The sequence below is a fragment of the Algibacter sp. YIN40 genome, assembly GCF_057219435.1.
Genome location: NZ_JBXVVC010000003.1, coordinates 362,227 through 388,709, shown reverse-complemented (window position 1 = coordinate 388,709; position 26,483 = coordinate 362,227). Strand labels below are relative to the sequence as shown.

The 26,483-nt window shown below is 32.6% G+C and carries 24 protein-coding genes; 13 read left to right on the top strand and 11 right to left on the bottom strand.

The genetic code is table 11. The annotated features are described in order from the left end of the window. Positions 1 to 9: 9 nt before the first annotated feature. On the bottom strand, positions 10 to 366 hold the full coding sequence (locus tag AC2D6V_RS12610) for a DoxX family protein (RefSeq protein WP_484648557.1): 357 nt from the start codon (positions 364 to 366) through the stop codon (positions 10 to 12). Between the two features lie 142 nt (positions 367 to 508). Here AC2D6V_RS12610 and AC2D6V_RS12605 point away from each other — a divergent pair, with 142 nt between their 5' ends. From AC2D6V_RS12605 to AC2D6V_RS12595, 3 genes are all read left to right on the top strand, one after another. Next, complete coding sequence (locus AC2D6V_RS12605; protein ID WP_484648556.1) at positions 509 to 2,152, top strand: acyl-CoA carboxylase subunit beta; 1,644 nt, start codon at positions 509 to 511, stop codon at positions 2,150 to 2,152. After that, complete coding sequence (locus tag AC2D6V_RS12600; RefSeq protein WP_484648555.1) at positions 2,153 to 3,433, top strand: MFS transporter; 1,281 nt, start codon at positions 2,153 to 2,155, stop codon at positions 3,431 to 3,433. A 70-nt stretch (positions 3,434 to 3,503) separates the two neighbouring features. After that, on the top strand, positions 3,504 to 3,926 hold the full coding sequence (locus AC2D6V_RS12595; protein ID WP_484648554.1) for a DoxX family protein: 423 nt from the start codon (positions 3,504 to 3,506) through the stop codon (positions 3,924 to 3,926). A gap of 82 nt (positions 3,927 to 4,008) precedes the next feature. Here AC2D6V_RS12595 and AC2D6V_RS12590 read toward each other — a convergent pair whose 3' ends face one another. The 6 genes from AC2D6V_RS12590 to AC2D6V_RS12565 are packed head-to-tail and all read right to left on the bottom strand — an operon-like array spanning position 4,009 to position 9,617. Then, positions 4,009 to 5,079 carry an AMP-binding protein gene (locus tag AC2D6V_RS12590; protein ID WP_484648553.1) on the bottom strand — a complete coding sequence of 357 codons (1,071 nt, stop codon included), beginning with the start codon at positions 5,077 to 5,079 and terminating at the stop codon, positions 4,009 to 4,011. A 7-nt stretch (positions 5,080 to 5,086) separates the two neighbouring features. Beyond that, entirely contained in the window at positions 5,087 to 6,046 is a 960-nt protein-coding gene (locus AC2D6V_RS12585) for a CPBP family intramembrane glutamic endopeptidase (protein WP_484648552.1), read from the bottom strand. 57 nt (positions 6,047 to 6,103) lie between these two features. Beyond that, positions 6,104 to 7,153 carry an o-succinylbenzoate synthase gene (locus tag AC2D6V_RS12580; protein WP_484648551.1) on the bottom strand — a complete coding sequence of 350 codons (1,050 nt, stop codon included), beginning with the start codon at positions 7,151 to 7,153 and terminating at the stop codon, positions 6,104 to 6,106. Beyond that, positions 7,154 to 7,831 carry a metal-dependent hydrolase gene (locus AC2D6V_RS12575; protein WP_484648550.1) on the bottom strand — a complete coding sequence of 226 codons (678 nt, stop codon included), beginning with the start codon at positions 7,829 to 7,831 and terminating at the stop codon, positions 7,154 to 7,156. It lies immediately after the preceding gene. 42 nt (positions 7,832 to 7,873) lie between these two features. Then, positions 7,874 to 8,776, bottom strand: coding sequence for a 1,4-dihydroxy-2-naphthoate octaprenyltransferase (menA, locus tag AC2D6V_RS12570; RefSeq protein ID WP_484648549.1), 903 nt, complete (start codon positions 8,774 to 8,776; stop codon positions 7,874 to 7,876). Between the two features lies 1 nt (position 8,777). Continuing rightward, a complete protein-coding gene (locus tag AC2D6V_RS12565) occupies positions 8,778 to 9,617 on the bottom strand; it encodes a 1,4-dihydroxy-2-naphthoyl-CoA synthase (protein WP_484648548.1) in 840 nt (279 codons plus the stop codon). A 54-nt stretch (positions 9,618 to 9,671) separates the two neighbouring features. On the opposite strand from AC2D6V_RS12565, the gene AC2D6V_RS12560 reads away from it, so the two are divergent. Continuing rightward, complete coding sequence (locus AC2D6V_RS12560) at positions 9,672 to 10,766, top strand: C1 family peptidase (protein ID WP_484648547.1); 1,095 nt, start codon at positions 9,672 to 9,674, stop codon at positions 10,764 to 10,766. A 322-nt stretch (positions 10,767 to 11,088) separates the two neighbouring features. On the opposite strand, the gene AC2D6V_RS12555 is transcribed toward AC2D6V_RS12560, so the two are convergent. Continuing rightward, positions 11,089 to 11,754, bottom strand: a complete 666-nt coding sequence (locus AC2D6V_RS12555; RefSeq protein WP_484648546.1) for a uracil-DNA glycosylase — start codon at positions 11,752 to 11,754, stop codon at positions 11,089 to 11,091. Between the two features lie 5 nt (positions 11,755 to 11,759). Next, positions 11,760 to 12,764: a DNA polymerase III subunit delta gene (gene holA / locus AC2D6V_RS12550; protein WP_484648545.1), complete on the bottom strand. Its 1,005-nt coding sequence runs from the start codon at positions 12,762 to 12,764 to the stop codon at positions 11,760 to 11,762. Between the two features lie 127 nt (positions 12,765 to 12,891). Between holA and AC2D6V_RS12545 the strand changes: the two genes are divergently transcribed. The 3 genes from AC2D6V_RS12545 to AC2D6V_RS12535 all read left to right on the top strand — a co-directional run bounded on the left by AC2D6V_RS12545 (position 12,892) and on the right by AC2D6V_RS12535 (position 15,258). Beyond that, complete coding sequence (locus AC2D6V_RS12545; protein ID WP_484648544.1) at positions 12,892 to 13,338, top strand: type I restriction enzyme HsdR N-terminal domain-containing protein; 447 nt, start codon at positions 12,892 to 12,894, stop codon at positions 13,336 to 13,338. Further along, complete coding sequence (locus AC2D6V_RS12540; RefSeq protein ID WP_484648543.1) at positions 13,335 to 14,324, top strand: glycosyltransferase family 2 protein; 990 nt, start codon at positions 13,335 to 13,337, stop codon at positions 14,322 to 14,324. The genes AC2D6V_RS12545 and AC2D6V_RS12540 overlap by 4 nt, the downstream gene beginning before the upstream one ends. A gap of 97 nt (positions 14,325 to 14,421) precedes the next feature. Further along, the gene (locus tag AC2D6V_RS12535; RefSeq protein WP_484648542.1) at positions 14,422 to 15,258 is read left to right on the top strand and encodes an OmpA/MotB family protein; all 837 of its coding nucleotides are present in this window, start codon (positions 14,422 to 14,424) and stop codon (positions 15,256 to 15,258) included. Positions 15,259 to 15,328: 70 nt separating this feature from the next. Here the strand turns inward: AC2D6V_RS12535 and katG are convergent, their stop codons facing one another. Next, entirely contained in the window at positions 15,329 to 17,524 is a 2,196-nt protein-coding gene (gene katG, locus AC2D6V_RS12530) for a catalase/peroxidase HPI (protein WP_484648541.1), read from the bottom strand. A gap of 214 nt (positions 17,525 to 17,738) precedes the next feature. Between katG and tpx the strand changes: the two genes are divergently transcribed. The 6 genes from tpx (at position 17,739) to ribB (ending at position 24,881) form a co-directional block, all read left to right on the top strand. After that, positions 17,739 to 18,236, top strand: a complete 498-nt coding sequence (tpx, locus tag AC2D6V_RS12525; protein ID WP_484648540.1) for a thiol peroxidase — start codon at positions 17,739 to 17,741, stop codon at positions 18,234 to 18,236. A 13-nt stretch (positions 18,237 to 18,249) separates the two neighbouring features. Further along, complete coding sequence (locus tag AC2D6V_RS12520; RefSeq protein WP_484648539.1) at positions 18,250 to 18,618, top strand: diacylglycerol kinase; 369 nt, start codon at positions 18,250 to 18,252, stop codon at positions 18,616 to 18,618. Between the two features lie 64 nt (positions 18,619 to 18,682). Next, a complete protein-coding gene (locus AC2D6V_RS12515; RefSeq protein WP_484648538.1) occupies positions 18,683 to 21,070 on the top strand; it encodes a DNA translocase FtsK in 2,388 nt (795 codons plus the stop codon). Positions 21,071 to 21,077: 7 nt separating this feature from the next. Further along, positions 21,078 to 21,716 carry an outer membrane lipoprotein periplasmic chaperone LolA1 gene (gene lolA1, locus AC2D6V_RS12510; RefSeq protein WP_484648537.1) on the top strand — a complete coding sequence of 213 codons (639 nt, stop codon included), beginning with the start codon at positions 21,078 to 21,080 and terminating at the stop codon, positions 21,714 to 21,716. Beyond that, positions 21,713 to 23,704, top strand: a complete 1,992-nt coding sequence (locus AC2D6V_RS12505; RefSeq protein WP_484648536.1) for an LptF/LptG family permease — start codon at positions 21,713 to 21,715, stop codon at positions 23,702 to 23,704. The genes lolA1 and AC2D6V_RS12505 overlap by 4 nt, the downstream gene beginning before the upstream one ends. A gap of 34 nt (positions 23,705 to 23,738) precedes the next feature. Further along, a complete protein-coding gene (ribB, locus tag AC2D6V_RS12500; protein ID WP_484648839.1) occupies positions 23,739 to 24,881 on the top strand; it encodes a 3,4-dihydroxy-2-butanone-4-phosphate synthase in 1,143 nt (380 codons plus the stop codon). On the opposite strand, the gene AC2D6V_RS12495 is transcribed toward ribB, so the two are convergent. Further along, positions 24,878 to 26,416 (bottom strand): glycoside hydrolase family 16 protein, encoded by a 1,539-nt coding sequence (locus AC2D6V_RS12495; protein WP_484648535.1) that lies wholly within the window; start codon positions 26,414 to 26,416, stop codon positions 24,878 to 24,880. The genes ribB and AC2D6V_RS12495 overlap by 4 nt on opposite strands. Positions 26,417 to 26,483: the final 67 nt, after the last annotated feature.

The following is a 26,483-nucleotide window of genomic DNA, read 5'->3' as shown; positions in this document are numbered from 1 at the left end:
TTAAAATATTTATTTACTTATTATTTTATAAAATATATAGGATACTATTAACGCTATTAGAGCAACTACCGCTGTTCCTTGTTGCCCATCTCCTATCATGTAATGTGCGAAAAATGCAAGTACAAAAGCATAGAAGAAACCTGCATAAACCCATTCTTTTAAAACTTTATAACCAGGTAGCCATAAAGCTAGCAAACCCAATAATTTTGCAATGGCGTAAGGATATATAATATAGGTTGGGTATCCGAAACTTTCAAAAGCACCTTTAATCATATCATGCTTAAAAAAATACATACTTACTGAAAATAGCATTATAACAGTTACTAATGCTGTTGAAATGTAATATATTATTTTATTTGTTTTCATTTTGTTGTTATTATTTATGACGCAAAACTACAATAAATATATTTATATTCCAAGGAATATATTTCCGTGTTATGTATTTTAACAAATTATTCACTTTTTATACAGGAATTGGTTTTGTAAATTCGTCTCAAATAATCAATGTATGGATATCAACTTCAATAAAAACGAAGATCATAATAAATTACTCGTCACAGAGCTTAATAAAAGATTAGTTAAAGTAAGTTTAGGTGGTGGTAAATCGCGTATTGAAAAGTTACACAGCAAAGGTAAACTTACGGCTAGAAAGCGCATTGATTACTTACTAGACGCCAAGGCTAAATCTATTGAAATTGGTGCTTTTGCAGGTGAAGGCATGTACACTGAGCATGGTGGATGTCCTTCTGGAGGTGTCGTTGTAAAAATAGGTTATATAAAAGGTAAACAATGTATTGTTGTTGCTAACGATGCAACCGTAAAAGCAGGTGCATGGTTTCCAATCACAGGAAAAAAGAACCTTCGTGCTCAAGAAATAGCCATAGAAAACCGGTTACCAATTATTTATTTAGTGGATTCTGCTGGTGTTTATCTGCCAATGCAAGACGAAATCTTTCCGGATAAGGAGCATTTCGGACGTGTTTTTAGAAATAACGCGGTAATGAGTAGTATGGGTATTACCCAAATTGCTGCGGTTATGGGCAGTTGTGTTGCGGGTGGTGCCTACCTTCCTATTATGAGCGATGAAGCTTTAATTGTTGATAAAACAGGAAGCATCTTTCTTGCAGGAAGTTATTTAGTAAAAGCAGCAATTGGAGAAAGCATTGATAATGAAACTTTAGGTGGCGCAACAACTCATTGTGAAATCTCAGGTGTAACTGATTACAAAGCCAAAGATGATAAAGATGCTTTAGATAAAATAAAAAACATCGTTGATAAAATTGGGGATTACGATAAAGCAGGTTTTAATAGAAATGATCCAAAAAAACCAAAGGAAAATCCAGAAGATATTTACGGCATTCTTCCAAAGTCCAGAGCAGACCAATACGATATGTATGAGATTATTAAACGCTTAGTAGATAATTCAGAGTACGAAGAATATAAAGCAGGTTACGGGCAAACTATTATAACATGCTACGCCAGAATTGATGGTTGGGCAGTAGGTATTGTTGCAAATCAAAGGCTAATTGTGAAAACCACAGGTTCGAAATCAAAACCTAGAGAAATGCAGTTTGGAGGTGTTATTTATAACGACTCTGCTGATAAAGCCACACGATTTATAGCTAATTGTAATCAGAAGAAAATACCATTGGTGTTTCTACAGGATGTTACTGGATTTATGGTAGGTAGTAAAAGTGAACATTCGGGCATAATAAAAGATGGTGCGAAAATGGTGAACGCTGTTAGTAATTCGGTTGTCCCTAAATTCACGGTTATTATCGGAAACAGTTATGGTGCTGGTAATTATGCGATGTGTGGAAAAGCATATGACCCAAGACTTATTGTTGCATGGCCTAGTGCAGAACTTGCTGTGATGAGTGGTAACTCGGCTGCCAAAGTTTTGTTGCAAATTGAAAAAGCTTCACTTGAAAAACAAGGCGAAAAAATTACTCCTGAAAAAGAGAAAGAATTATTCAATAAAATAAAAGACCGATACGACAATCAGGTCTCTCCATATTATGCGGCGGCCAGAATATGGACGGATGCAGTTATTAATCCATTAGACACCAGAATTTGGATTAGCCTAGGTATTGAAGCAGCTAACCACGCTCCTATTCTAAAACCTTTTAACTTAGGTGTTCTACAAGTTTAAATGAGGTTATCAAAAAAAAATTCATCGTTTTTTACAATCTTCTTACTCATATTGGCAGGTGAATCTGTATTCATTTTACCATTTGTTTTGGCAAGAATATTTAGACCAACTTTTTTAGAAGTTTTTGAAATAAATAATACAGAACTTGGTTATTGCTTTTCTGTATATGGCATTGTCGCATTATTTTCTTATTTATTTGGTGGTCCATTGGCTGATAAATTTCATCCTAGAAAATTAATGTCTATAGCTCTTTTACTAACTTCTTTAGGGGGATTATATCTGGCAACATTTCCGTCTTTTTCTAATATGATTTACTTATATGGTTTTTGGGGATTCACAACCATTTTTCTCTTCTGGGCAGCTATGATAAAGGCAACTAGAATCTGGGGAGGCAAAGACAAACAAGGTATTGCATTTGGTTTTTTAGATGGTGGACGCGGTTTAGTTGCTGCAATTTTTGGATCTGTAGGTGTGTATATATTTAGCCTCTTTTTACCAGAAAGCATTAATAACTCCTCTTTTATTGAACGACAAATCGCTTTTAAACAAGTTCTATTATTTTGTTCTACCATAGTTGCATTTGTAGCACTATTGATTTTCTTTTTCCTGAAATCAATCAATGACGATGGCGATGATAAAATAATCAAATCTAAACTCATTAATATTAAGGACTTTAAAACAGTATCAAGATTACCAGCAGTTTGGTTGCTTATGATAATTGTTTTGTGCGCTTATTTTGGTTATAAAATGACCGATGTTTTTAGTCTTTATGCAAAGGACGTCATGCTTTATGACGATATAGCTTCTGCGAAAGTGGGGACATATTTGCTTTACATGCGTCCAATAATTGGAGTAGTCATTGGTTTGATGGCAGATAGAACAAGGGCATCACTTTGGTTAATAATAGGATTTTTATTGATGCTCGTTACAAGTCTTATTTTTTCCTCAGATATAATTGCCTCAGAAACCCCTTTAATGTTTGCACTGTCTATCGGGTTAATGGCTTTGGGGGTTTATTCTGCTCGGGTTTTATATTTCGCAACTTTAGAGGAAGGTAAAATACCACTTGCACTAACAGGTACTGCAGTAGGTTTTATATCAATTATTGGCTATACTCCAGATATTTTTTCTGGACCAATTATTGGGGTTCTACTTGATAACTCACCTGGAGTGTTAGGTCATCAGCGTGTATTTTTAGTAATGTCTTGCTTTTCATTTATTGGATTATGCGCTTCAATCCTATTCTTAAAATTAGGAAAACCTACTAAATTATTAAGATAGTACGACGTCACTATTTTAATATCTCCTGCTTTTTTTGTAACTTAATCATTGATAATCAACAACATCAATCATGGGAACAATAAAGACATTGAATAAGTGGGCAAATAACCATACGTATTTGCCAATTGACTTACTTCGTATTGCCCTTGGCATTTTTTTGTTTATAAAAGGAATCAACTTTATGGCAGACAGTGAAATGTTAATGAATATTTTCAAACCCATGCAAAATATGGCAGGAGGCATGTTAATTATTCATTATGTTGCACCTGCGCATTTTTTAGGTGGTATTTTGATTGCTTTTGGTTTACTTACTAGATGGGCAATTATAGCTCAAATACCTATTTTAATTGGTGCTATAGTAATAAATTTTGTTGGTGAAATGGATTCTAACAACCTATTGCTAGCTATTATAACATTATTAGTTTGTAGTTTTTTTCTAATCTATGGGTCTGGTAGACGATCGGCAGATTATTATCTAAAAATGCAACAGTAAAAAAGTAAAGAGCGACTTAATAGTCGCTCTTTACTTTTTTATAAAATTTGATCTATACCCAGTAATTATATTTTCTTCCTAACTAGATACCTAATTCTGCTAACGTCTTTTCTCTATGGATTTTGCCTGATGCTGTTTCAATAAACTTAGGTAAGGCAAAAACTTCTTTAGGCTTTTCAAACTTATCCAAACCATCAAAATTAATGGTTTTTAAATCGTTTTCTTCAGTCTCTATAATCAAAACTAATTTATCTCCAAGCGTATCATCTCGTAATGAAGCTATAAAAAACTGTTCTGCTATTTCACTTCTTAGTTTAGCTTCAATTTGTTCTGGGTATAATTTTATACCACCTGAGTTAATAACATTGTCATATCTCCCTATCCATTCAAAACTTGTATCAGAATGAATTTTAACAATATCGTTTGTTATAATTTTTTCTTTTGAAAGTGTTGGAGCTTCAATAATCAAGCAACCTCTTATATCTATTGAAACTTTAACATCCGGAAGCGTGTTAAAATATGAATTACTAGTTTCATCTTCAAAATTATTCAATTTTTTTACAGCAATATGCGACACTGTCTCTGTCATCCCAAAAGTTTCATAAACGCGAGGCTTTTTATCTTTGATAAGTTGGATTATTTCATCTGACACGCTTCCTCCTCCTACAATTACAATCTTAATTTGTTTTAAATATTTTGCAAAATTTTTGAGCTGCATTGGTGTAAATGCACAAAAATGATATTTCTTTTCGTAGTCAATCTGTGGGAATGCAGATGGCTCTAACATATCTAACTCTAAACCCAAAATAATGGCTCTAACAATCATCATTTTACCTGCTATAAAATTTGATGGTAAACAATGTAACACCTTATAACCCGGTTCTAAATTGAAAAAATCACCCGTTGCAATAGCAGAATTTACCATTGCCTGTTTAGTAATTTTTATTTTTTTTGGTTTTCCTGTAGAACCAGACGTTTGCACTAACAAATAATCTTTATCGTCTAGCCAATCCAATAAAAAGTTTCCTAATTCTTGCTGATAGGGGTCGCCTTCTTTCACAAAGCTATAGGCTACTTCCATGAGGTTTTCACGGGAATAATAATGATTATTTAATTTGAAACGATAGTGTACTTTTTTATAATCAGGTATCATTGTGTCTTTAATCTTCTATAATTTTATAATCGTCTTTTTGTGGCTCTATAACTTCGCCAAATAATTTGTCTTTCCAGTTAGTCCAGTTATATTTCTTGGATAAAATAAATAACAATATTGGAAAAATCACAAATACTGGAACAAAAATTTCTCCTAACCCCATGGTTTCTGGATCACTCATATCCTTTAAAACAGAATGAGTTTGAAAAGCTGTCCAGTCTGCGGTTACTAATAAAGCTGTAAATAAGTTATTGGCGGCATGAAAACCAAGCGCCAACTCCATGCCCTCATCCATTAAAGTTAAAATACCTAAGAATAGCCCTGTACCAATATAATAAACCATAATTACGTAACCCAGCTTATCAACTTCTGGGTTTGCAATGTGCAGTAAACCAAAAACAACTGAAGTTGTAATTAATGGCACCCATTTATTCTTTGCAAGAACTCCTATTCCTTGCATTAAATACCCTCTAAATAAATATTCCTCAAAACTGGTTTGCAATGGAACTAATAGAATTGCTATAATGCAAAGAATTATAAACGGTACTAATTTAAAATTCACAACATAATCTTCGGGAGACATAAAATAATCGACCAATACTAGTCCACTGGATAATATTCCCCATAAAAAGAAAACAAACCAAAAGCGGCCCCAGTCAATTCGTCTTCGTGAAGTTGTTAAATGAGTAATGGACTGATTGTGCAAATATTTTACTGCTATTAAAAGTCCGACCAACCCAACAGCAAATGACAGCAACATTAAAAATAAATTCAAATTAGGTTCTAAAAGTGTCATCATCTTTTTTTCGTCTAAACCACTTAAGCCATCACCATTCTTAAAAGCCTTATATAAAACTGCACCAGTAAAAGGCAATTGACCTAATATAACAGCAAACACCACAATAATTACACCTACCAAATAACGCCACCAATCATGCAACACATTAAACGCTTGAGCTATATACATATCTTATAAATTAATTCCGAAACGTATTCGGAGCAACAGTTAATAATTTAAACAGCACTATTTATACTGTACTTTTTCTAAATTCCAATTAATATTTCTATTATATCGCAAAGTACCATTTTTTACTTGTAATGGTGAATCAAAATTATTAGTAAATAAGCTTCCTGTCCCTAAACCTTGTATCATTTTACTTTTTTTATTATAAGTATATTGTGAAATGGCATTAAGTCCCACATTACTCTCTAAAGCACTTGTAATCCACCAAGCTATATTTTGGTCTTCAGATGATTTTATCCAATCGTTACTTCCTCTAAATCCACCAATTAAACTAGGTTTTAAAATAATATAATGTGGATTTATAGTTTGTAGTAGCTCTTTCTTTTTTGTTACAGAAAAAACACCTATTAATTCTTCGTCTAAAGCAATTGGCAATGGTGTTTCTTTGCATAGTAATGCCATTTTATTTAATTGACCTTGCTTTATAGGTTGTTCAATAGAATGCAAATCAAAATCTGATAAAACTTTTAGTTTTTCTAAGGCTTCTTCATATAAAAATGCTCCGTTCGCGTCCACTCTCAATTCTATATCTTTTGAAGTAAACTCACGCCGAATAGATTTAATAAGATTAACTTCAGTTTGAAAATCTATAGCGCCTATTTTAATTTTGATGCAACCGAAACCTGATTTTATTTTTTCTTTAATTTGCAGCTTCATAAACGCTTCATCTCCCATCCATACTAATCCATTTATTGGAATAACATCTTCACCTCTAGTAAATTTTGATGGAAATAATTCAAATGCATCATTACTCCTCAAAGATTTAATAGCCATTTCTAAGCCAAATTGAATACTCGGAAACTCAACTAATTCGACTAAAAGTTCATCAAAATCTCTATGGATATTATTACACACCCATTTTAGCTTATCTTCATAATCTATTCTATCATCAATTGAGAGTCCTCTAAATAAACCACATTCACCAATTCCTTTTTTATGTTCAGAATTTAAAACAAGAAACCATGTTTCTTTTATTTTTAATACACCGCGAGAAGTTCCACTAGGTTGTTTAAAATGAAGAATATACTTTTTGTAAGATGCTTTAATCATTTATAGTTCAATACTTTCACCTATGTCTAGAAGCAATAAGGATTTTAAATTAATATCGAACTTAGCCTTAGATTTAGCCTTGTCAATTTCGATGTAGCCAAAAGTATCATAATGATACCCTAAAACGGTATTGCATTTTAAAAAGTCTGAAGCAATTACCGCATCATCTACTCCCATGGTAAAATTATCTCCAATTGGTAAGATAGCTAAATCTAAATCAAAAGATTTTGAAATTAATTTCATATCATAAGTCAATGCCGTATCTCCAGCAATATAAATTACTTTTTCATTGGATTGAATAACAAATCCACCTGGTTGTCCTCCATAAGATCCATCTGGAAAGGAAGATGTATGAATAGCGTTAACATATTTTACAGTTCCAAATTCAAAATCCCATTTACCACCATGGTTCATAGGATGCCCTTTAATTCCTAATTTTTCATAATAAGATACTATTTCAAAATTAGAAATAACTACAGCACCAGTTCGCTTTGCTATGGCTTCCACATCAACAATATGATCTTGGTGTGCGTGTGTTATTAAAATATAATCAGCTTTTAGCGTATTTATGTCGATTACTGAAGCTTTTGGATTTGCCGAAATAAATGGATCTACTAAAAGATTAATATCTCCTATTTGAATTCCCAAACTAGCGTGACCGTAAAAAGTGATTTTCATTTTTGTTTGAATAAATTATTAAAAAGTTAAAGTACAAAAAGTTTATAATAAATGACCTATTCCCATAAGAAGAGCTAATAAAAAAGTGGTTAGTGCCAACTTTTTCAATTCTGGATCAAAATCTTTGAAATCTGTTATTTTATTTACCTTAATTAAGTGTATTAATAAGGGTATATAAGCCACGACAAAAATTAAATTAAAAGGGGACGTGTAGTATAAAACACCAAATAACCCAGATAAAATAATAGCTAAAGTTATTAAGGTAGCATGATAAATTTTCACATATTTAACACCTAATTTTACAGCTAGTGTAACCTTAGCAGCTTTTTTATCAGACTTTATATCTCGCATATTATTCAAATTTAAAACGGCTGCACTTAAGAGGCCCATGGCACATGCTGGCAAAAAAACCACATGGTCTATTACTTTAGCATAAAGTACATAACATCCAATAACACTTAATAATCCAAAGAATATAAAAACAAATAAATCTCCTAAAGCTCTATAGCCATAAGGCGTATTTCCAATAGTATACTTAATTGCCGCAATTATTGATGCAATTCCAAGTAAAAAGAAAAGCATTGTTAGTATAAAATGTTTAACTCCAAATGCCGAAAAAACAAGCATAAAAGCCAGAAATATAGAAATTAATATATTAATTCTAATAGCATCAAACATTTCATCAGGAGATATTTTACCACTCTGTATAGCACGCTCAGGGCCTATTCTGTCATCATTGTCTGTTTCTTTGATTCCATCTCCATAATCGTTAGCTAAGTTCGATAGAATTTGCAAACTTAAAGTTGTAAGGATGGCTAAAGCGAATATTTTCCAGTCAAAAAAACCATTATAGGCAGCAAAGCAGGATGCTAAAATAATTCCGGAAACAGAAAGCGGCAAAGTTCTTAACCGCATCGTGGAAATCCACAATAATACATTCTTCATATTAAGGAATCCATTTTTTATCAAAATTTGGTTTTCTCTTTTCTAAGAAAGCGTTTCTACCTTCTACAGCTTCGTCTGTCATATAGGCAAGTCGTGTTGCCTCACCAGCAAAAACTTGTTGCCCAACCATTCCATCGTCTGTTAAATTCATAGCGAATTTTAACATTTTAATGGAGGTTGGAGATTTTGCCAATATTTCTTGAGCCCATTGAAAAGCGGTATCTTCTAATTTATCATGGGGTATTACTGCATTTACCATACCCATATAATAAGCTTCTTGTGCCGAGTAATTTCTACCTAGAAAGAATATTTCTCTTGCTTTCTTCTGGCCAACCATTTTCGCTAAATAGGCTGATCCATAACCACCATCAAAACTAGTAACATCTGCATCTGTTTGCTTAAAAATAGCATGTTCTTTACTTGCCAACGTTAAATCGCAAATTACATGTAGACTATGTCCACCTCCTACTGCCCAACCAGGCACAACAGCAATAACTGCCTTTGGCATAAAACGAATTAACCGTTGTACTTCAAGTATATTTAACCTATGATAGCCATCTTCACCAACATATCCTTGATGACCTCTTGCTTTTTGATCGCCACCACTACAAAAAGAATAAACTCCATCTTTAGTAGATGGCCCTTCTGCAGATAATAACACCACCCCAATATTTACATCTTCATTGGCATCATAAAAAGCTTCATATAATTCACTTGTAGTTTTTGGTCTGAAAGCATTCCTGACATCTGGTCTATTAAAAGCTATACGGGCTACACCATTACACTTCTTATACGTAATATCTTGGTATTCTTTAGCAGTTACCCATTTAGGTTGGTCCATTTTCATTATTTTAGTCAAAAATAAATTTTATTTCATTAAAACACTTATTTACTCATGAAAAATAATATTTCATTTGCTTTTTTATTTGCTTTATCACTGGCATGCTTTTCTCAATCATATGAATTTAAAACAATTATCGATTTAGAAGCTACAGATGTTATTAGTCAAGGTAGAACAGGAACTTGTTGGAGCTTTTCTACTTCGTCTTTTTTAGAAAGTGAAATTGTTCGACTTACTGGTAAAAAAATTGATTTATCTGAAATGTACAATGTTCGAAACACTTACCCAAAAAAAGCTTGGATTTATGTTATGCGTCAAGGAAAAGCTCAATTTAGTGAAGGTGGTTTAGCTCACGATGTTATTAATAGTGTTAGAAATTATGGACTTGTCCCAAATGAAGTATACTCAGGATTAAACAATGGAGAAAAAAATCATAATCACTCACAATTGGTTGATACATTATCGAAAACTTTAAAGGGGTATGTCAAAAACCCTAAAAATTATGCGACTAACTGGCGCGATGAAGTAAATAATATCTTAGATAGTTATTTAGGAAAAAACATAAATCATTTCACTTTTGACGGTGTTGATTTCACGCCCAAATCATTTTTAGAATTCACAAAGATAAATCCTGACGATTATATTTCAATAACTTCTTTTAGCCATGTACCATATAATAGCGAGTTTATTTTAAATATTCCTGATAATTTTTCGAATGGACAATTCCTTAATGTACCGCTAGATAAATTGGTAAGTATTGCTAATCATGCTTTAGAAAATGGGTATACCATAGAATTGGATTGTGACGTTAGTGAAAAATCGTTTTCATCAAAATACGGAATTGCAATTATTCCTGAAGATGAGCCAAAAACTGAAAAAGAATTAAACTTAGTAACCAAGGAAAAAACAATTTCTCCAGAATTTAGACAACAGGAGTTTGAAAATTATAATACTACCGATGACCATTTAATGCATATCACTGGTTTAGTACAAGACCAAAATGGAAATACTTATTATAAGGTTAAGAACTCATGGGGCACAAACCCTGAAAGCATAGGAAATGATGGTTATATTTATATGAGTGAGGCATATTTTAAGCTAAAAACCATTTCTATTATGATACATAAAGAAGTTTTGAGTAAAATTTAATAGCTAAAACTATTAATCTTTCAAAATACCAAGTATATTTTAGCTTTTCTATAATTAGTGAAAAATACTTAGAAGTGAGTATTGCACTACGGATAATGTTAATTATCTTTGCGCAAAGATAAAATTTCAGTTAAATTTTGCATTTAATCTTATTTATTTGTACTTTGTCGATGTTTTTAATCCCAAATGCCTATGTTATTAACAATTACTATCTGTCTTACAATACTAGTTGCCTTTAACCTTTTATTACTTAAATTTAGTTGTAGTAATACTAATAAGCGACAAAAAATAGCAAAAAAACCTATCGTTTTTACGCCAAGAACTACCAGAGAATCGGCTCCAAATCGGCTTGCTCCAACTGGAAGTTAGTTTTACTAAAGTGCTTGTTTCCGAACCAATATCCTCTATTTGCACTTAATGGGGATGGATGCCCGGTTTGTAGTATCGTGTGCTTTGACATATTAATTAATTTAGATTTTCGTTTAGCGTAACCGCCCCAAAGCAAGAAAACAACTCCTTGCTTGTTATTACTTATTAATTGAATAACGACATCTGTGAAAGTTTCCCACCCCTTTTTTTGGTGACTTCCAGCTTCATGCGCTCTTACTGTTAATGTTGCATTTAGCATTAACACACCTTGATCTGCCCATCTCAACAAATTACCACTTTTTGGATAAGGAATTCCTAAATCATTTTCAACTTCCTTAAATATATTTATTAATGACGGTGGATGTGATATCCCATCATTAACAGAAAAACATAAACCATTTGCTTGCCCCAAACCATGATATGGATCTTGACCAATAATTACGACTTTCAAATCATTAAAATGGCAATGATTAAAAGCATTAAAAATTTGCTCTTCGGGAGGAAAACATGTGTGAGTTTTATATTCAGATTCCACAAAACTAACTAGTTCCTTAAAATATGGTTTAGAAAACTCTTCTTTTAGGTAAGGCTTCCAACTATCATGAATATTTAGTTGCATTAAAATTAATTTAAAATTTTAACTAGCAATTCCTTTAAAAGATCTCCTTGGGGTACAGAGCTTGACCCAACACCTTTGCTTTTCAAATCAAACTCTCGCAAAGTAGAAACCACCAGGCTCACTTTACGCATGGGGTAATTTCTGGCCGCATTGATGTATTCATTAACAAAATAAGGATTTACTCTTAATGCCGATGCAACACTTCTAGGAGACTTATCAGAAAGACCATGAAAATGTAGAAGCTGTGAAAAAAAATTAAATAACAATGACACGGTCACAACCATAGGATTGTCCTTTGGGTTTTCCGAAAAATACTTAACAATGTGATGTGCTTTAACTATGTTTTTTTCTCCAATAGCTTTACGTAATTCGAAATTATTGTAGTCTTTGCTGATACCAATATTTTCCTCAATAATTTCTGGGGTAATTTGACTCCCTTTTGGTAATACTATTTGAAGTTTTTCTAATTCATTATTAATCTTACTCAAATCAGTTCCTAAAAACTCTACAAGCATTTGAGCTGCTTTGGGAGAAATTGTATATTCCTTTGGCGATAAAACACGTCGAATCCAATCGGCTACTTGATTTTCGTAAAGTTTTTTGCTTTCATAAACAACTCCAACCTTTTTTATAGCCTTATATAGTGCCTTACGTTTATCAATTTTTTTATACTTATAATTAACTACCAAAACCGTTGTAGGCTGTGGGTTATCAACATAAGACACTAATTTTTCAATTGTTCGAGAAAGTTCTTGAGCTTCTTTAATAATAACTACCTGATATTCAGACATCATTGGATATCGTTTCGCATTTCCAATAATATCTTCTATAGAAACATCACGACCATAAAGTACCATTTGATTAAAACCGCGTTCTTCTTCTGCTAAAACATTTGATTCAATAAAATTTGAAATTTTATCAATATAATATGACTCCTCGCCCATTAGAAAATAAATGGGCTTTAAATTTCCATTTTTAATATCGGTTACTAATTGCTTTACTTCGTCCAATTCCTTTTAAATTTTCAATTCACTAATATGAAATCCCAAAAACTAAACGTGTGAATTGGAATTTGTACTTGGAAATTGTTATTTATGGTTTTCTAGATTAACTTTGAAAAAATATAAAACCCTTCTCTTGCAAGAACTCAACTTTCCAAAGTATTCGTTTCGATTCAAAAATAGCGAAAATAAAGTTTCCATTTTTGATGATATTCGGAAAAAATTTGTGATTCTTCAACCAGAAGAATGGGTTAGACAACATTGCTTGCAATTCTTAATTCTAGAAAAATTATTCCCTAAATCTTTAATTAATGTTGAAAAAGAACTAATCGTTAATTCTTTGCGCAAGCGTTATGACATTGTTATTTATAATTCTGATGGAAGTATACACTTAATAGTGGAATGTAAAGCTCCTAGCATTAGTATCGATCAAGGTGTTTTTAATCAAATTGCTCGCTATAACTCTAAATTAAAAGCTACTTATTTAATGGTAACCAATGGAATAAATCATTATTATTGTCAAATGGATTTTGAAAATAAACGCTATCAGTTTTTAAAAGAAATTCCAGATTACATAAAATGAAAATAGCTGTCGTTATATTAAACTGGAATGGAAAAAAACTATTAGAACAGTTTTTACCGTCTGTTATCGAGCACTCTAAAGAAGCAGCTATTTATGTTGCTGATAACAATTCTACAGATGATTCAATTTCCTTTTTAAAAGCAAATTATCCACTTGCTAAGGTTATTCAAAACTCAGTTAATGGTGGCTATGCAAAAGGGTACAACGAAGCCTTGCGAAAAGTTGAAGCTGACATTTTTTGTTTGCTAAATAGTGATGTTCAAGTAACTAAAAACTGGCTTGCTCCAATAATAAAAACTTTTATAGATGATTCTAAAACTTCTATAATCCAACCAAAAATACTTGACTATAAGCAAAAAGACTATTTTGAATACGCAGGTGCAGCAGGCGGTTTTATAGATAGGTATGGTTACCCTTATTGCAGAGGACGAATTTTTAGTACTGTTGAAAAAGATGAAGGCCAATTCGATGATATAGCAGATATTTTTTGGGCCTCAGGTGCTTGTTTATTTATAAGAAGCGCTGCCTTCAAGTCGCTAAGGGGTTTTGATGAAACCTATTTTGCCCACATGGAAGAAATCGATCTTTGTTGGCGCGCTAAAAACTTGGGGCATCATATTACATATGTTGGATTATCTAAAGTTTATCATGTTGGAGGTGCTACATTAGAAGAAAATAACCCGACAAAAACCTATCTAAATTTTAGAAATAGTTTGTTTACCCTGACAAAAAACTCTAACGGGAATTTATTTATTACTCTTTTTTTAAGACTATTATTGGATGGATTTGCTGGAATAAAGTTTTTACTAGAATTCAAAATTAAACACACGATTGCTATTATTCACGCGCACTTCAGTTTTTATGGCTCATTACCAAGATTACTTAAACAGAGAAGAGATACCAAAAGCAAGATGAACTATTATCAAATTAAGTCAATTGTAATTGCTTATTTCTTAAAGAAAAAAGTCATTTATAATAGTTTATAAATAGTTAGTAAAAGTTTTGTTAACAGTTCTTCATTAAACGGATTTTTATATACTTTTGTCGAAGTTAACAACGCAAATATTTAATCCATAAATAATTATGAAAAAAATTTTATTACTTAGTTTATCATCACTACTATTTTTAAGTTCTTGTGTTTCTAAAAAGGAATTTATAGCATTAGAAGAGAAACAAAAAGAAACGCAAGATTTACTTAATTCTGCAACAGTAAAATTAAATGCATGCTTAGAGGACAGAGCTTCGGCAACAGCTAGAGCAAAAGCACTTGAAGAGCAAATAGCAGATTTACGTAAAAGCAATGATAACTTGCAAATATTATCTGCTAAAGGCGCAAGTAATGTTGAAAAAACATTAGAAAGTATTAAAGAAAAGGATTTAAAAATAACACGTTTACAGGATGCCCTTACTAAAAAGGACAGTGTGACTCTAGCTTTAGTAACAAGCTTAAAACGCGAGGTTGGTATAAATGACCCAGATATTGAAGTAAATGTTGAAAAAGGTGTTGTATTTATTTCGATTGCTGATAAATTATTATTTAAAAGTGGTAGCTACAATGTAACAAGTAGAGCTAAAGAAGTATTAGCTAAAGTTGCTAAAGTAGTCAATAGTAAACCCGATTTTGAAGCTATGGTAGAAGGACACACAGATAATGTTTCTTACAGCAAAGAGCCATTACTAGACAACTGGGATTTAAGTGTAAAACGTTCAACTTCAATTATTAGAGTATTACAAGAACTTGGTGTTAACCCTAAGCAACTTATTGCTGCAGGTCGTGCTGAATTTGTTCCATTAGTAGATAATGATACTGCTGAAAATAGAGCAAAAAATAGACGAACACGTATTGTTGTGCTTCCTAAAATTGATCAGTTTTATGACATGATTGAGAAAGAGATGAAAAATTTATCAGCAGGTAACTAAAAAATATTTTTAAAAAAAGAGAAAGCCCAACTTATAAGTTGGGCTTTTTTTATAACTATAGATATTAATCTTAAGTCAAATCGAATCTATCAAGATTCATCACTTTAGCCCAAGCCGAAACGAAATCATTAACAAATCGTTCCTGTCCATCATTAGCTCCATAAACTTCTGCAATAGCTCTTAGCTCTGTATTTGAACCAAAAATTAAATCTGCTCGAGTCGCTGAAAATTTCATAGCTCCAGTTTTTCGATCACGTCCTATAAACTCTTTATCTTCCATAGTAGCAGCTTTCCATGTAACTGAAAAATCTAGAAGATTTGTAAAAAAGTCATTTGTTAGACTTCCACTATTATCTGTAAAAACACCATGTTTAGAGCCATCATAATTTGCTCCTAAAACGCGTAATCCACCTACTAACACAGTCATTTCAGGAATTGAAAGTGTTAATAAATTAGCACGATCAACCAATAAATCTTCACCTGCCACATTAAGTTTAGAATTTATGTAATTTCTAAATCCATCTGCTAGAGGTTCTAAATGACTAAATGATTCTAAATCGGTTTGCTCTTGAGAAGCATCTCCTCTGCCTTGAGTATATGGAACACTTATATTATAACCTGCATTATTAGCAGCCTCTTCAACACCAGCATTTCCAACTAGTACAATTAAATCTGCCATAGAAACAGAACCACTAAACTCACTTTGAATTCCTTCTAAAACGTTTAAAACTTTATTTAATTCTTCAGGATTATTTACTTCCCAACTTCTTTGAGGCTCTAAACGAATTCTTCCTCCATTAGCACCTCCTCTTTTATCTGAACCTCTAAAAGTAGAAGCCGATGCCCAAGCTGTTTTAACCATTTCTGAAATAGATAAACCTGAAGCTAATACCATTTTCTTTAAAGACTCTATATCAGAATCACTTAATATATAATTAACTTTAGGAATTGGATCTTGCCAAATCAACTCTTCACTCGGTACCTCAGGACCTAAATAGCGATCGATTGGTCCCATATCTCGATGTGTTAATTTAAACCACGCACGCGCAAAAGCATCTTCGAAGGCGGCATGATCTTTATGGAATCGCTTAGATATTTCTAAAAATCCTAGATCTTTTTTTAATGCCATATCTGCAGTAGACATCATTAATGCTTGTTTACCATCAGCATCACCTGCTTTTGGTGCCATTCTTGCATTGGAAGCAGCCGTAGGTGTCCATTGGTGTGCTCCCGCTGGACTTTTTGTTAATTCCCATTCGTAATTTAGCAATACATCAAAATAGTCATGATCCCATTGAATTGGGTTTGGTGTCCAAGGTCCTTCTAAACCACTTGTTATAGTATCATCTAAAACACCCGTACCAAATGTATTTTTCCAACCTGTACTCATTTCTTCAATTGAAGCACCATGTGGTTCAGCACCAACATATTTATCAGGGTCTGCAGCTCCATGTGCTTTGCCAAAAGTATGTCCGCCAGCAACTAACGCAACCGTTTCTTCATCATTCATTGCCATTCTCCCAAATGTGATTCTTATGTCATGTGCCGATTTCAAAGGATCAGGCTCTCCATTAGGTCCTTCAGGATTAACATAAATAAGTCCCATGTGAACCGCTCCTAAATGCCCCTCTAAATCACCGTCACTAGTATCGTAGCGCTCGTCATTTCCTAACCATTGATTTTCGCTTCCCCAATATATATCTTGCTCTGGTTCCCAAACATCTTCACGTCCTCCAGCAAAACCAAACGTTTTAAAGCCCATTGATTCCAATGCACAATTCCCAGCAAGTATCATTAAATCTGCCCAAGAAATTTTATTACCATACTTCTTTTTTACTGGCCATAATAATAGGCGTGCTTTATCCAAGTTCCCATTATCTGGCCAACTATTTAATGGTGCAAAACGATGTGTTCCAGAACCTGCTCCTCCTCTTCCATCGCCAACACGATAAGTACCCGCACTATGCCAAGCCATGCGAATCATAAACCCACCATAATGACCATAATCTGCTGGCCACCAATCTTGAGAATCTGTCATTAACTCAATAACATCTTTTTTTAACGCAGTAAAATCAACACTTTTAAAAGCTTCTGCGTAATTAAAATCGACCCCAAATGGATCATTTTTAGAAGCATTTTGACGTAAAATATTCAGCTTAAGCTCGTTAGGCCACCAATCTCTATTTGATGTACCGCCACCTGCAGGTTTTTTTTGAGCTCCACTCATAAATGGACATTTAGCTATGTCGTCATTATTATTTCCCATTGGTATTTTGTTTTAATTAGTTACCCTATAAATTTACTAATTACTTACCAAAACTCAAGCCTTTAATATTTTAATAAATTATGTTTTAATTGAAAAAATTTATAGTGACTTATATCTTTAATAGATTGAAGTAATTTTTATAGCTTTTTAAAAATTTATCTTTTTTTACAATTTTATATGCTTACTTTTAAACCTCATTAAAAAAACAAAAAAAATGGCAAATATAACATTAGGTGGAAATCCAGTTGAAACTATTGGAAATCTTCCAGAAATTGGATCGCAACTTCTAGATTTTAAATTAACAGCTATAGATCTTTCAACAAAAACACTTGAAGATTTTAAAGGTCACAAACTAGTACTAAATATTTTTCCAAGTGTTAATACAGGAGTCTGTTCTGCTTCTGTGAGAAACTTTAATAAAGCTGCCGCTGAATTAGAAAACACTAAAGTACTTTGTATTTCTAGAGATCTTCCATTTAGCCAAGAGCAGTTTTGTGCTGCTGAAGGTCTTGAAAATGTTGTCATGCTATCTGATTATAAAGATGGTGCATTTGGAAAAAACTACGGCTTAATTATGCTCAATGGTATTTTTGATGCTCTACTTTCTAGAAGTGTCATTATTGCTGATGCTAATGGTAAAGTTATTTATACGGAGCAAGTTCCAGAAATAGGTCAAGAACCAAATTACGAAGCTGCATTAGGAGCATTGTAGTCACTCTTATTAAATGACAAAAAAAGGATCTTTTTTCTCAAACAGGATAAAAAGTGTGGGCTATGCTTTTAAAGGCGCCATATTGCTTTTAAAAACAGAAGCAAGTATTAAAATTCAATGTGTATTAGCTTTATTAGTTACTGCCGCAGGGTTCTTTTTTAATATTTCTTCTATTGAATGGATAGTACAAATTTTAGCCATTGGTTTGGTGATGAGTATTGAAGGAATAAATACAGCAATTGAAGAGATAGCTAATTTTATTCATCCAGAACACCATAAAAAAATCGGACTTATTAAAGATATAGCGGCAGGGGCCGTATTTATCGCAGCAGTTTTTGCTAGCATTATAGGTTTGATTATTTATCTTCCAAAGATTTTTTAAAATACTATTACCCTTAGGATAAACGTTAGTAATTTGTATTTTTGCTTAAACCAACATGTCGTTAATGGCGAAGAAAAAAAGTAAGACTAAGTCAACACCAAAAAAGAAACTTAAAATGCCCAGTTTTAAGTTAAACAGCCAGCAAAAACTCATATTTGGTAGTTTCTTGGTTCTATTTGGTGTCTTATTATTCATAGCATTTGTATCGTTCTTTTTTACAGGTAAATCAGATCAAAGTGCTATTTCTAGTTTTTTATCACGTGAAATTCAAACCGAGAATTGGCTAAGTAAAGCTGGGGCTTGGTTAAGTGACTTCTTTATACAACGTGGTTTCGGTATTTCATCATTCATTTTTTCAGGTTTAATATTCTTATCTGGAATATATGTATTAATGGATATTAATAAGTCTAAGTTAAGAACTCATTGGTTTTGGGGAACTTTAATAGTTATTTGGCTTTCAACATTACTTGGCTTTTTTGCAAATAAAAATGATTTGCTTGGTGGCACTATTGGGTTTGAAGTAAATACGTTTCTGCAGGACTTTATTGGTAAAATAGGGGCTATCGTGCTTCTTCTTTTTGGTCTTATTACATATTTAGCCATTCGTTTTAAAATAACAGTACAAAGCTTTGTAAAGCTATTTAAATCTGCAAAAAATGATTTTAAAAGTGAATTTAAGAATGAATCGGAAGATGATTTTGTCGTAACCGTAGATAATAATTTATCTGAAGAAGCCGAAGCTATTAAAACCGCTTTTGAAATTCCGCTAAAAAAAGAAGAACCAACAAACATTACTCCTAAAAAAGATGACAAACCTATAACTCCACTAGAAGTTGAAGTTAAAAATGACGATGTAATAGAAGAAGAACTTGAAATGGAAGTTGAAACGGTAAAAGAAGAACTCTCTGAAACTGATAATTTATCTAATAAACTTGTTGAAGACTTCGGATTATTTGACCCAACTTTAGAATTAGGTAATTACCAGTTCCCTCCTATTGATTTGCTAAAGAAGTATGATACTGAGGGAATTACTATTAATCAAGAAGAATTAGAGGAAAACAAAAATAAAATTGTTGAAACACTCAATAATTATAAAATTGGAATTGCAAGTATAAAAGCCACGATTGGTCCAACAGTAACCTTATATGAAATCGTACCAGAAGCGGGTGTTAGAATTTCAAAAATCAAAAATTTAGAGGATGATATTGCGTTGTCTCTTTCGGCACTTGGTATTCGTATTATTGCTCCTATTCCTGGAAAAGGAACCATTGGTATTGAAGTGCCAAATAAAAATTCTACTATTGTTTCGATGCGATCTGTTATTGCATCTAAAAAATTTCAAAGTTCAGAAATGCAATTACCAATAGCCCTTGGTAAAACTATTAGTAATGAAACTTTTGTGGTAGACCTTGCAAAAATGCCTCACTTACTTATGGCTGGTGCTACTGGACAAGGTAAATCAGTTGGTTTAAATGCCGTTTTAACATCGTTACTTTATAAGAAACACCCAGCCGAAGTTAAATTCATTTTAGTAGATCCTAAAAAAGTAGAGCTTACTTTATTCAACAAAATAGAGCGTCATTATTTAGCAAAATTACCAGATAGTGAAGAAGCAATTATTACAGACAACACAAAGGTTATCAATACATTAAATTCTTTATGCATTGAAATGGATAACCGCTATGAGCTTCTAAAAAATGCTATGTGTAGAAACATAGCAGAATACAACACAAAATTTAAAGCACGCAAACTTAATCCTAATGATGGGCATCAATTTTTGCCATACATTATTTTAGTTGTCGACGAGTTTGCAGATCTTATAATGACTGCTGGAAAGGAAGTTGAAACCCCTATCGCCCGTTTAGCACAACTCGCGCGTGCTATTGGTATTCATTTAATAATTGCAACTCAACGGCCTTCTGTTAATGTAATTACTGGTATAATTAAAGCTAATTTTCCAGCACGTATTGCATTTAGAGTAACCTCTAAAATTGACTCTCGAACTATATTAGATGGTTCTGGTGCTGACCAATTAATTGGACGTGGAGATATGCTTTTCACTCAAGGAAACGATGTTATTCGTGTGCAATGTGCGTTTGTAGATACACCTGAAATTGAAAAACTAACCGACTATATTGGTTCTCAAAAAGCGTATCCAGATGCCTATCTTTTACCAGAGTATGTTGGTGAAGAAAGTGGCACAAGTCTTGATATAGATATCTCAGACAGAGATAAATTGTTTAAAGACGCCGCAATTGTTATTGTAACCGCACAACAAGGTTCAGCTTCCTTGTTGCAACGAAAGCTAAAATTAGGTTATAATAGAGCTGGTAGACTCATAGATCAATTAGAAGCTGCCGGTATTGTTGGTCCTTTCGAAGGCAGTAAAGCGAGACAGGTTTTAGTGACAGATTTAATTGCTTTAGACAATCTTTTAGATAACGAAATTTAGATTAAAGATGAAAAATATTGTAACCATATTAATTATTGCCTTAACTTTTAATGGTTTTGCTCAAGATTCAAATAAAGGGAAAGCATTGCTAAAAGAAGTTTCAGAAAAAGTTAAAAGCTATGATAATATAGCTATTGATTTTAAATACGTATTAGAAAATACTGCCGAAAACATAAAACAAGAAACTCGAGGTGATGTTATAATGCAAGGAGATAAATACATTTTGAACATTCTAGGTGTAACCAGGATTTTTGATGGTAAAACAATGTATAATATTAGTCCAGAGGATGAAGAAGTAACTATATCTTCAGATAATGATGAAGACGATAGTATCACACCTAGCAAAATGCTATCTTTCTATGAAGACGGATATACCTATGAATTAGATATTGAGCAAAGTGTTAAGGGTAGAAAAATTCAATATGTAAAATTAGTACCTATTGACAGTAACTCAGAAATAAAGCATATTTTACTTGGTATTGATTCTAATACTAAACATATTTATAATCTAATACAGAATGGGAAAAACGGCACTAAAACGACACTTACCGTTAATTCTTTCAAAACAAACGAAACGCTATCAAAAACCATATTTACTTTTGATGAGAATAAATACAGTGATTATTACATCAACAAACTAGATTGAAAATACTAGACCGCTACATACTAACCTCCTACCTTAAGACTTTTATCAGCGTGTTTTTAATTCTCATGCTGATTTTTGTATTACAGACTATTTGGCTTTATATAAAAGAATTAGCAGGCAAAGACTTGGATATAGGGGTAGTTTTTAAGTTCATATTTTATTTTCTTCCTAAACTTATCCCGCTAGTTCTTCCATTAACTATTCTACTGTCATCTATCATGGTTTTTGGGAATTTTGCCGAAAACTATGAATTTGCAGCTATGAAATCCACAGGGATTTCTTTACAGCGTGCCATGTCTGGGTTAAGTGTTTTTATCGTAATACTAGGTTTTACCACCTTCTTATTTTCTAATAATGTTATCCCTTGGGCAGAATACAATTCTTATAACCTACGTAAAAATATTGCAAAGCTTAAACCTGCCATGCTATTAGCTAAAGGACAATTTAATCCCGTAGGTAATTACAATATTAAGTTTGTAGATAAAAGTGGTGAACGAGGTCAATATCTTCATGATGTTATAATTCATATTAAAGCAGCAGATGGCAGAACCAATGCTACAACCATAAAAGCAAATAATGGAGAACTTGTAGGTAAAGAAAGCTCCAATGTGTTAAAGCTTATTTTATTTGATGGTAATTATTATAATGACATCATACCTAAAAAAGCAGTTGCAAGAAAAAAGAAACCCTTTGCAAAAAGCACCTTTAAGAAATACATTATTAATATTGATTTAACCAAATTAAATAATGTAGACATAGACGAAAAGTCTTATTCAGACAAATATAACATGCTTAATTTAAGCGGTTTAGACAAGGCTATTGATTCTTTATCTAATAAATATCAGTCTGATTATGAGTCGTTTGCATCAACACTATATCAACGTACTAACATAAACAATTTAAGAAAAAGCATTAGTAATTTTAGCCCATCAAAAATAATTGAAGAAGAACAAGTTAGTCAGGACTCAATTTTTGTTGACAATCTTTTAGATTTATATGAAACGAAAAGCAAATCTCAAATAGTAAATATTGCCTTAAATTCCTTTAACAGTACAAAGCAAATTATTGTCTCTAAAGAAAACACCGTCAAACTTTCTAAAACTAATTTTAAAAAACACATTATCTCATTCCATGAAAAACTAGCACTTGGTTTTGCCTGTGTTATTTTGTTTTTTGTTGGTGCTCCCCTTGGAGCATTAATACGTAAAGGTGGTATTGGGCTGCCAATGGTTATTGCAATTCTATTGTTTTTAACTTATCATTTTATAGGTATTTTTGCTACGAATAGTGCTAAAACTGGTAATTTCAACCCGATCTTAGCAAGTTGGTTCTCTACGCTTGTCATGCTACCGCTAGGTGTATATTTAACAAGACGTGCCACTGCAGATAGAGGTTTATTTGAAGTAGGAAACATTATAGAACCAATAAAGAAAATATTTAAAATAAAAGAAAAGGACAAAGTAGATTATAAGTTCTTATCCTCTTATAAGAATGAAGAATTAATTGATGTTATTAAAAATTATGAAAGCTTAGGTCATGATGAAAATACACGTTATGAAGCCATAAAAATATTAGAACAAAGAGGTTATTCAATTTCAGAATTAAGAGAAGCAGGGTTATCAATTCATAATACATTTGACAAAACTGAAAGCATAGCAAAAAACTATAAAGAACATTCACAGTTTGCAATTACCCTATTTTCAATAGCAGCTGTTTTATTAGTGCTCTTCTTTGTTTTCAAAAATAATAAGTTGCCTTCTTTAGCTTCAGCCTCTATTCAACTTAGTTTGGTATCTCTGTTTTTATATGTATTATACTATATCAAATCTATTTTAAATTTATTTAGCTTCTACAAACACATCAAAAGAAATGCTCCTAATTCTATACTTTTATTAATTGGAATGCCTCTTTACATGATAACTTATGTTTTCTTAAAAGCGAAAATGAAAGAAGACTTAAGATTGAATTGTTTAGATAGTTTAAAATAAGCAATATCTTTGCGCTATGATTATTGAAAAAACCATGACAACTAAAACCGTAACTTTTAAACTAGACTCAATTCATGATGCCATTGATGATATTAGAAATGGCAAGGTCATTATTGTTGTAGATGATGAAAATCGTGAAAATGAAGGAGATTTTGTAGCTGCAGCCGATAAGGTTACACCAGAGATGATTAATTTCATGGCAAAGCATGGTCGTGGTTTAATATGTGCTCCTCTTACGGAAACTAGATGTAAAGAGTTAGAATTAGGCATGATGGTTCGTAATAATACAGATCCTATGGAAACTGCTTTTACTGTTTCGGTAGATTTAAGAGGTAACGGTGTTACTACAGGTATTTCGGCTAGTGATAGATCGAAAACCATTAAAGCTTTGATTAATTCTGATATTAAACCATTTGAATTAGCACGTCCTGGGCATATTTTTCCGTTAGTGGCAAAAGAAGGTGGTGTTTTAAGACGTACAGGCCATACAGAGGCGGCCATAGATTTTGCGCGTTTAGCAGGTCTAGAACCAGCAGGTGTTATTGTTGAAATAATGAATGAAGATGGCTCGATGGCACGTTTACCTGAGCTAATTGAAGTTGCTAAAAACTTAGATTTAAAGATTGTATCTATAGAAGATTTAGTTGCATATCGTATGCAACACGATTCCTTAATCGAGAAAAAGGAAGATTTTGAAATAGAAACTCGGTTTGGAAGTTTTAGATTACGTGCCTACCAGCAAACAACTAATAATCAGGTACATATAGCACTTACAAAAGGGCAATGGAAAGACAATGACAAGGTACTGACTAGAATAAATTCTACTTTAATAAATAATGATATTCTGGGTACATTAACAAATAATGTTGATAAGCAGTTAGAAGATATGTTTCAAGTAATTAACAGTGAAGGTAAAGGCGCCATCATATTTATTAATCAGGAATCTCAATCCATGAATATTTTAAAACGCCTAATTTACTTGAAGGAACACCAAACAAGTAATGAGGTTACTAAAGCGCCTCGGGTAAATATGGATATCCGTGATTTTGGCATTGGAGCGCAAATACTGCATGACCTAAACATTCATAAACTTCGATTAATTTCTAATGCTGAACAGACTAAACGTGTCGGTTTAATTGGTTATGGGTTAGAAATAGTTGAGTATGTAAAATATTAATTTACAACTACCTTTTTAACTATTCTAGAACCATTCGAATAAATATTAAGCAAATATAATCCAGAGCTTAAACCATTTACTTTAATAGATTTATCAGCTGCGGAATCTCTATGTATAAATTTGCCAAAAACATCATAAACTTCAACATAATCAATATCCAAATTAGTGCGTAAGTTTATTTTTGCGCTCGCTGGATTAGGAAAAACACGAACTTTATTTGCAGTAATATCTTCTATGCCCAAGGGTGCGTCTTGATAAACTCGAACGTAATCAATAACCATAGCACTTTGTGTAAAACCTGAATCTATCGTTCCAGCTATACCCCCCATAGCAATGTTTAACAAAATATATTGGTCTTCATCAAATGGCCATGTACTAGCATCTTTAATTGCAGGGTTATAGGTATAGTAACCAACCCCATCCACTAAAAAGGTAATTTGATTAGGAGACCAATTCATTGAATAAATATGATAATTATTGGCTACATCACTAAGTACTTGTGATGCTGTATTTACTGTAGCTCCAGAACTTGAAGGTGTATGCAACGCACTCGATGTATGGTTTACAGCACCCAACCCATGCTCCATAACATCTATTTCTCCACATGCAGGCCAACTTGTTGTGCCAAAACCTTGGGTCTGCCAATAAGCCCCACTTTCATTAATGTTCTTACCTAATGTCCAAATTGCTGGCCACGTTCCATCACCGAACGGCAATTTAGCTCTAACGTCAACTCTTCCATAGGTAAATGCAAATTTAGAATTTAACCTTGCTGATGTAAATTGTTTAGTTTCTCCTTGATCAGTAAACGATTCCTTAATGGCAACAATATTTAAATTATCATTTTCTACAAACGAGTTTTCTATGCGGTTTGTATAATGTTGTTCTTCCCCGTTAAACCAGTTTCCTCCAGCTGGTAATTGAGTTTGGTGAAACCAATTAGTTGCACTGATAGCAGTCTTTCCAGATGTGTCAAATTCATCAGCCCAAACTAAATCTGTATATTCAACATCTATAGCATTCGGGTCTGTTGGTACAGAACCATCGTCAATATCGTCTATTAAAAAAGTCCCAGGCACAGAACTACCATCATCTATTCTAATAGTTAATCTATCATATTTACCGCTACCACCAATAGTTGAAAAATCATAAGTTAATTCTGTCCAAGTATTCTGTGAGGTCAAATTTATTGCTATTTCAATATCTGAATTTACTCCAAGCTCTAACTTAAGAACAACATTATGTAGATTAGGATCGAATGCATAAAACATTAATGTTATCGTATTATCTACATCTAAATCAATAGATCTAACTAAATCAATATACTGCCCTTGTTCTAATGCAGAACTCGAACGAAAAAATTGTCCAACGGAATTATTTGAGTCTGTTGGAGATTGTGCATTAGCAAACGTACTTCCTCCCCAAACACTAAAATTATCTGAGCCATCTTCAAAATCGATAGGCATTTGTTGCCCTACTGATATTTGAGAAATTAGAATTGTAATTATAAGTAAAATAAAGTAGTCTCTTTTCATGTTTAATAGCTTGAATCACAAAACTACCATCAAGTTCATAAAAACTAAAAAGTATCGCCCATACAAA